This window comes from Actinomadura miaoliensis, from assembly GCF_039536785.1.
Lineage (GTDB): Bacteria > Actinomycetota > Actinomycetes > Streptosporangiales > Streptosporangiaceae > Spirillospora > Spirillospora miaoliensis.
The window spans coordinates 1-6,925 of sequence record NZ_BAAAZG010000077.1 but is presented as its reverse complement, the minus strand read 5'-3'; the positions used below and the strand labels follow the sequence as shown (position 1 = coordinate 6,925).

The following is a 6,925-nucleotide window of genomic DNA, read 5'->3' as shown; positions in this document are numbered from 1 at the left end:
CGCCAGCGCGTCCAGCCCGGGATGCGACCAGGTCGCCCGCGCCGCCCGGGACAGCGACCGCCCCTGCGCCCGCGACGCCCGCCGCTGGGCGGGCGACGGCGTGCGCGCGTCCGCCTCCGCGTCCAGCTCCCGCCACCGGTGCGGTTCCGCGTCGGCGTGCGCGCAGGCGGCGGCCGCCAGGGCGGCGGTGGTGAGGCCGGCGGTGGCCAGCCGTCCGCGCAGGAAGCCGCGCAGGTCGTCCAGGCCGGTGACGGCGTGCGCGGTGACGGCCGGTTCCAGCCCGCCGGAGTGCGCGTGGCCGCCGGCCGGCAGACGCGAGTCGGCCAGCAGGAGCAGCGCGGCGGGGATCTCCTCCATCAGAACAGGAAGTAGCGCTGGGCCATGGGCAGCTCGGCGACCGGGGCCGGCTCGATCTCCTCGCCGTCGACCGAGACGGTGAAGGTGTCGGGGTCCACCTCGATGCGGGGCAGCGCGTCGTTCAGCGGAAGGTCGGCCTTGCCGAGCCGCCGGGTGTCCTTGACCGGGACGAACCGGCGGCGCACCGCCAGCCGGTCCGGCAGCCCGTCGTCGAGCGCGGCCTGCGCCACGAAGTGCAGGGACGTGGCGGCCGCGGCGGCCGGGGAGGCGCCGAACATCGGACGCGGCAGCACCGGCTGCGGGGTCGGGATCGAGGCGTTGGCGTCGCCCATCGCCGCCCACGCGATCATCCCGCCCTTGAGCACGACGTGCGGGCGCACCCCGAAGAACGCCGGGTCCCACAGGACGAGGTCGGCCAGCTTGCCCGGCTCGACCGAACCGATCTCGCCGTCCAGGCCGTGCGCGATCGCCGGGTTGATCGTGTACTTGGCGACGTAGCGGCGGGCACGCAGGTTGTCCGCCCCGTTGTCGGAGCCGCCGTCGCCGGGCAGGGCGCCGCGGCGGCGCTTCATGGCGTGCGCGGTCTGCCAGGTGCGGATGACGGTCTCGCCGATCCGGCCCATCGCCTGCGAGTCCGACCCGATCATCGCGATGGCGCCCAGGTCGTGCAGGACGTCTTCGGCCGCCATGGTCGTCGGGCGGATCCGGGACTCGGCGAACGCCAGGTCCTCGGGCACCGACGGGTTGAGGTGGTGGCACACCATGAGCATGTCCAGGTGCTCGTCGAGGGTGTTGACGGTGTGCGGGCGGGTCGGGTTGGTCGACGACGGCAGCACGTTCGGGTGCGCGGCGACGGTGATGATGTCGGGCGCGTGCCCGCCGCCCGCGCCCTCGGTGTGGTAGGCGTGGATCGACCGGCCGCCGACGGCCTCCAGCGTCGACTCGACGTACCCGGCCTCGTTCAGCGTGTCGGAGTGCAGCGCCACCTGCACGCCCGAGGCGTCGGCGACGCGCAGGCAGGCGTCGATCGCGGCGGGCGTGGAGCCCCAGTCCTCGTGCAGCTTGAAGCCCGCGGCGCCCGCGCGCAGCTGCTCCCACATGGCCTCGGCGGACACGGTGTTGCCCTTGCCGAGGAGCGCCACGTTCACCGGCCAGGAGTCCATGGCCTCCAGCATGCGGTGCAGGTACCAGACGCCGGTGACGGTGGTGGCCTTGGTGCCCTCGGCCGGTCCGGAGCCGCCGCCGAGCAGGGTGGTCACCCCGGCGCCGAGCGCCTCCTCGGCCTGCTGCGGGCAGATGAAGTGCACGTGGGAGTCGACGGCCCCGGCGGTGAGGATCCTGCCGTTGCCCGCCAGCACCTCGGTGGTCGGGCCGATGACCAGGTCCGGGTGGACGCCGTCCATCGTGTCGGGGTTGCCCGCCTTGCCGAGCGCGACGATCCGGCCGTCGCGCACGCCCACGTCGGCCTTGACCACGCCCCAGTGGTCGAGCACGACGACGCCGGTGACGACCAGGTCGAGGGCGCCCTCGGCGCGGGTGGCGCGGGACTGCCCCATCGACTCGCGGATCACCTTGCCGCCGCCGAAGACCGCCTCGTCGCCGGTCGCCGCGCCGTCCGGGCCGCGCGCCAGGTCCTCGGTGACCTCGATGAACAGGTCGGTGTCGGCGAGGCGGACGCGGTCGCCCGCCGTCGGCCCGTACAGCTCGGCGTAGCGGGCGCGGGACAGCTCAGTCATCGAGTGCTCCCGCCCGGTCCGTGCGCAGCCCGGGGACGACGCGGCCACCGGCCAGCGGGACGAGCGTCACCTCGCGGGCCACGCCGGGCTCGAACCGGACCGACGTCCCGGCGGGCACGTCCAGCCGCTGACCCCACGCCGCGTCCCGGTCGAAGTCCAGGGCGGGGTTGGCCACGGCGAAGTGGTAGTGCGAGCCCACCTGCACGGGACGGTCGCCGGTGTTGACGACGGTGAGGGCGGTCCGCGGCCGGCCCGGGTTCAGCGGGACGGGCTCGCCGGCGGGGACGACCTGCCCGGGGACCATCGCGCCGCCGCTCACGGGATCGGCCGGTGGACGGTGACGAGCTTGGTGCCGTCGGGGAACGTCGCCTCGATCTGGACCGACTCCAGCATCTCCGGCACCCCCTCCATGACGTCGTCACGGGTGAGCACGGTGCGGCCGGACTCCATCAGCTCGGCCACGGTGCGCCCGTCGCGGGCGCCCTCCAGGATGTGCACCGCGATGATCGCGGTCGCCTCGGGATGGTTGAGCCGCAGCCCGCGCGCCCGCCGCTCGCGGGCCACGGAGGCGGCCACGTGGATCAGCAGGCGTTCCTGCTCGTGTGGAGTGATCAGCACTCTGGGGACGTTACTGCCGGTCTGACTGATTCCGGAACGAGGGAATTGCCTTTTTAACATCCATTTCACGTAACCGGGCGGGGGCGCCCGCCGCCCGGAGTAACGATCACCGAGGCGCAGACGATCAACGTTCTGAAGCAGATCACCGACAACCTCAGGGCACAGGGCCTGACGCCTCGGGACGTGATCTCGACGCGGGCCTGCCCCGCCGACCCGCCAGGCGCGGACGCCGCCGGCTTCCCCGGCCGGAACCGCGCGTACCGCCACTTCAACGCCGACACCGACCAGACCACCGGCAAGCCCGTCAACGTCCCGCCGGCAGCGCCGCCCCGGCGCCGCCCCCGTACGTCAACCCCGGCCCGGCCCGCCCGGGTCACGCTGGAGATCGAGAACCTGCCGGTCACCGGCCGGCTCGTGGAGGTGGAAGCGGTCGCCGCGTTCACGCGGCGCCAGACCCCCGTCCCGCACGGACGCCCGGACAGGCCCCGCCGCCCGGGCGTCTCCCGACCCTTTTCCGGAATCCCCCCGTACCGGAGAAAAGGAGATCCATGTCGACGACGACCGACTCCCGGGAGCCCGATCACAACCCGCCGACCCCGATCACCCGCCGGACGTTCCTCGGCCGCACCGGCGCCGGAGCCGTGCTGCTGGCCGGCGGCCTGGTCGCCGGGGAGACCCTCGCCGGGGTCCCGGCCACGGCGCGCACCGCGCCCGCCGGCGTCGACCCCGCCGACCTGGACCCGCTGGCCCTGCTGAAGAAGATGCTGGCCTACGACACCCAGAACCACGGCGAGGGCGGCGTGACGCTCCCGCACGCGCGGATGCTCAAGTCGGTCTGGGAGTCGGCCGGGGTGTCCGCCGAGATCGTCCCTACGCCCAAGCAGGACAACGTCCATTTGATCGCCCGGGTCAAGGGCACCACGGCGGCGCCCCCGCTGCTGCTGCTCGGGCATTCGGACGTCGTTCCAGTGGAGCGCTCCAAATGGTCGGTGGACCCGTTCGCGGGCGTCGTGAAGGACGGCGAGATCTACGGACGCGGCGCGCTCGACATGAAGGGCGCCAACGCCGCGTTCATCTCCGCCCTGCTGCGCCATCTCGACGAGGGCGGGAAGTTCGACCGCGACATCATCGTCCTGACCGACTGCGACGAGGAGTCCGGCCCGTACGGGTCGCGCTGGCTCGCCGAGCGGCACTGGGACAAGGTCAACGCCGGGATGGTGCTCACCGAGGGCGGCTGGTTCCTGGCCCAGCGCGACAAGCGCACCCCCATGCTCATCACCGTGACCCGGCAGGACAAGGTCTACTTCAACCTCGACCTGGTCGCCGACGGCACCGCCACCCACTCCTCCAAGCCCAACCCCGACTCGGCCATCGCCAAGCTGTCGCGCGCCGTCACCGACCTGGACGGCTGGCTGGCGCCCGTCACCATCACGCCCGTCACCCGCGAGTACTTCACCGCCCTGGCCCGCGCCACCGACGACGCCGCGTTCCGCCGCGCCATCGAGCTGATGCTGGCCGCCCGCACGCAGGCCGCCCGCGAACGCGCCGCGGCCGTCGTCGTCAAGCGCAGCTCCTACCCGTGGCTGCACCGCGCCCTGCTGCGCACCACGCACGCCTTCGTCATCGAGGACGCGGGCTACAAGGAGAACGTCATCCCGTCCACCGCCACGCTGCGGATCAACTGCCGGGGCGTGCCCGGCGGGCAGCGGCCGCGCGAGTTCCTCGCGCAGGTCCGCAGGCTGCTCGACGGCCGCGACGTGACGGTCAAGCTCGTCGGCAACCCCGGAGAGAGCGAGGAGGACGCGCTGAAGCGGCTCGACGAGACCTTCGCCAAGCCGCCGTCGTCCATCGACTCGCCGCTGTTCGCCGCGATCAAGGACGCGGCCGGCAGGACCTACCCGGACGCGGTGTTCGCCCCGGCGCTGTTCGAGGCCGGGACGAGCCTGTACCCGTGGACCTCCCGGGGCGTCCCCGGGTACGGCGTCTACCCCTACGTCCTGGACAACGACCAGCTCGTCACCATGCACGGCAACGACGAGCGCATCACCGTCGACGCGCTCAGGCAGGGCACCGAGTTCATGTACCGGCTGTTCGACCGGTTCCGGGTGCGCTGACGCTCAGGGCGCCCTGAGCCTCAGGGCGCGCCGAGCGGGGCCCCGGCCGCCCCGGCCGTCTCGGGGACGACCCGGCGGCCGATGAACGGGTAGTCCACCACCAGTCCCGTCCGGTCGAACACGATGTCGGCGGTGAACCCGTCGCTGTCGAACCGGACCACCGAGCGCTCCCCGTCCCGGCGGACGAACGTGTACGTCTGCCGGGACGGGGACACCGCCAGGTCCGGCACCGACACCCACGCCACCAGGAACTCGGCCGGGCCGCCGCCGTCCAGCAGGCGGGCGCCGTCCGCCGGAGGCCGCAGCACCGGCATCGTGTTGGTGAGCGGGGACAGCCCGAGGTCGCAGTCCAGCGCGCCCTTGAGCGCCGACGCGTCCCCGCCCGGCGGCGGCAGCGGCACGTGCCCCTCGGCGCGCGCGACGATGTGCCACTCGCCCTCCGGCCGGTTCAGCAACTCCAGCCCGCGCTTCCACGGCCCGGTCGCCGGGTCGGTGCCGTGCGCCTCCACCATCAGCCGCGTCGTCACCAGGCGGTCGTCGGTCGTCAGCTCGTACTCCAGCCGGTACGGCAGCGGATCGCCGCCGATCGCCGTCCCCGCGGCCGTCAGCTCCCCCCGGCTCAGCCGCACCTCGGCCAGCTCCGCGCCCCCGGGCTTCACCCACACGATCGATTCGGTCATGGGCGGATCGATACCCCCGCACCGGTTGCGGACGCCAGGCCCGGGATGTCGGGCCGACGGATTAGACTCGCCGCCGTGGCCGGCCGGATTCGCAACGAGGACATCGCGCTCGTACGGGAGCGCTCGCCGATCGCCGACGTGGTCGGGGAGTACCTCCAGCTCCGCAACGCCGGCGGCGGCAATCTCAAGGGCCTGTGCCCGTTCCACGACGAGAAGTCGCCCTCGTTCAACGTCACGCCCGCGCGCGGGCTGTGGTTCTGCTTCGGCTGCTCCAACGGCGGCGACGTCATCAAGTTCGTCCAGGAGATCGACCACCTGTCGTTCACCGAGGCGGTCGAGCGGCTGGCGGCCAAGGCCGGGATCCAGCTGCGCTACGAGGACGGCGGCCACACCTCCCGCCGCGACACCGGCCAGCGCGCCCGGCTGATCGAGGCGCACCGGGCGGCCGCCGAGTTCTACGCCGAGCAGCTGGCCACGCCGGAGGCGATCACGGGCCGCAAGTTCCTGTCCGAGCGGGGGTTCGAGGCGGCCGACGCCGAGCACTTCGGGGTCGGCTACGCGCCCCGCGAGTGGGAGGCCCTGGTGCGGCACCTGCGCGGGCGGGGCTTCGCCGACCGCGAGCTGATCACCGCCGGGCTGGCGAAGGAGGGGCGGCGCGGCCCGATCGACCGCTTCCGCGGCCGCCTGGTGTGGCCGATCCGCGACCTGAGCGGCGACGTCATCGGCTTCGGGGCGCGCAAGCTGTACGACGACGACGGCACCGCCAAGTACCTCAACACCCCCGAGACGCCGCTGTTCCACAAGGGCTCGGTGCTGTACGGCGCCGACCTGGCCAGGAAGGAGATCGCCCGGCGCCGTCAGGCCGTGGTCGTCGAGGGCTACACCGACGTGATGGCCTGCCACCTGGCGGGCGTGCCGACCGCGATCGCCACCTGCGGCACCTCGTTCGGCGGCGACCACATCAAGATCCTGCGTCGGCTGCTGATGGACCAGGACGAGTTCCGCGGCGAGGTGATCTTCACCTTCGACGGCGACTCGGCCGGGCAGCGGGCCGCGCTGCGCGCCTTCGAGGAGGAGCAGAAGTTCGTCACCCAGACGTTCGTGGCCGTCCAGCCCGACGGCCTCGACCCGTGCGACCTGCGCGTGCGGTACGGGGACGCGGCGGTGCGCGATCTGGTGGCCTCCCGGCTGCCGCTGTTCGAGTTCGCCATCCGCAGCCGCATCGGGGGCTACGACCTCGACACCGCCGAGGGGCGGCTGGCGGCGCTGGACGCGGCCGCGCCGGTGGTGGCCTCCATCAAGGACCGGGCGCTGCGGCAGATGTACGCGATCAGCCTGGACCGCTGGCTGGGCATCATGGACGAGGAGTTCGTGCTGCGCCGCGTCCGCGAGCTGTCGGCGCGGCAGCGGCCGGCCGCGC

General features: G+C 73.5%; 7 protein-coding genes. 2 read left to right on the top strand and 5 right to left on the bottom strand.

Going from position 1 to position 6,925, the window contains the following annotated elements:
* The 4 genes from ABD811_RS40815 to ABD811_RS40800 form a co-directional block, all read right to left on the bottom strand.
* A partial coding sequence (locus ABD811_RS40815) for an urease accessory protein UreF (protein WP_344958582.1) occupies positions 1-357 on the bottom strand: 357 nt, incomplete at its 3' end.
* Positions 357-2,093, bottom strand: a complete 1,737-nt coding sequence (locus ABD811_RS40810; RefSeq protein ID WP_344958580.1) for an urease subunit alpha — start codon at positions 2,091-2,093, stop codon at positions 357-359. The genes ABD811_RS40815 and ABD811_RS40810, both read right to left, overlap by 1 nt.
* Positions 2,086-2,412 carry an urease subunit beta gene (locus tag ABD811_RS40805; protein ID WP_425549512.1) on the bottom strand — a complete coding sequence of 109 codons (327 nt, stop codon included), beginning with the start codon at positions 2,410-2,412 and terminating at the stop codon, positions 2,086-2,088. Before ABD811_RS40805 ends, ABD811_RS40810 begins: the two co-directional genes overlap by 8 nt.
* Complete coding sequence (locus tag ABD811_RS40800; protein ID WP_344958578.1) at positions 2,409-2,711, bottom strand: urease subunit gamma; 303 nt, start codon at positions 2,709-2,711, stop codon at positions 2,409-2,411. Before ABD811_RS40800 ends, ABD811_RS40805 begins: the two co-directional genes overlap by 4 nt.
* Positions 2,712-3,259: 548 nt before the next feature.
* On the opposite strand from ABD811_RS40800, the gene ABD811_RS40795 reads away from it, so the two are divergent.
* Complete coding sequence (locus ABD811_RS40795) at positions 3,260-4,825, top strand: M20/M25/M40 family metallo-hydrolase (RefSeq protein WP_344958576.1); 1,566 nt, start codon at positions 3,260-3,262, stop codon at positions 4,823-4,825.
* 20 nt (positions 4,826-4,845) lie between these two features.
* Here ABD811_RS40795 and ABD811_RS40790 read toward each other — a convergent pair whose 3' ends face one another.
* A complete protein-coding gene (locus ABD811_RS40790) occupies positions 4,846-5,505 on the bottom strand; it encodes a putative glycolipid-binding domain-containing protein (RefSeq protein WP_344958574.1) in 660 nt (219 codons plus the stop codon).
* 75 nt (positions 5,506-5,580) lie between these two features.
* Between ABD811_RS40790 and dnaG the strand changes: the two genes are divergently transcribed.
* On the top strand, positions 5,581-6,925 hold a 1,345-nt coding region (gene dnaG, locus ABD811_RS40785; RefSeq protein WP_344958572.1), incomplete at its 3' end, for a DNA primase.

Bases quoted from the DNA above. Each gene is read 5' to 3' on its own strand.
- ABD811_RS40795 (WP_344958576.1), top strand. From the start codon at position 3,260: ATGTCGACGACGACCGACTCCCGGGAGCCCGATCACAACCCGCCGACC.
- ABD811_RS40810 (WP_344958580.1), bottom strand. From the start codon at position 2,093: ATGACTGAGCTGTCCCGCGCCCGCTACGCCGAGCTGTACGGGCCGACG.
- ABD811_RS40790 (WP_344958574.1), bottom strand. From the start codon at position 5,505: ATGACCGAATCGATCGTGTGGGTGAAGCCCGGGGGCGCGGAGCTGGCC.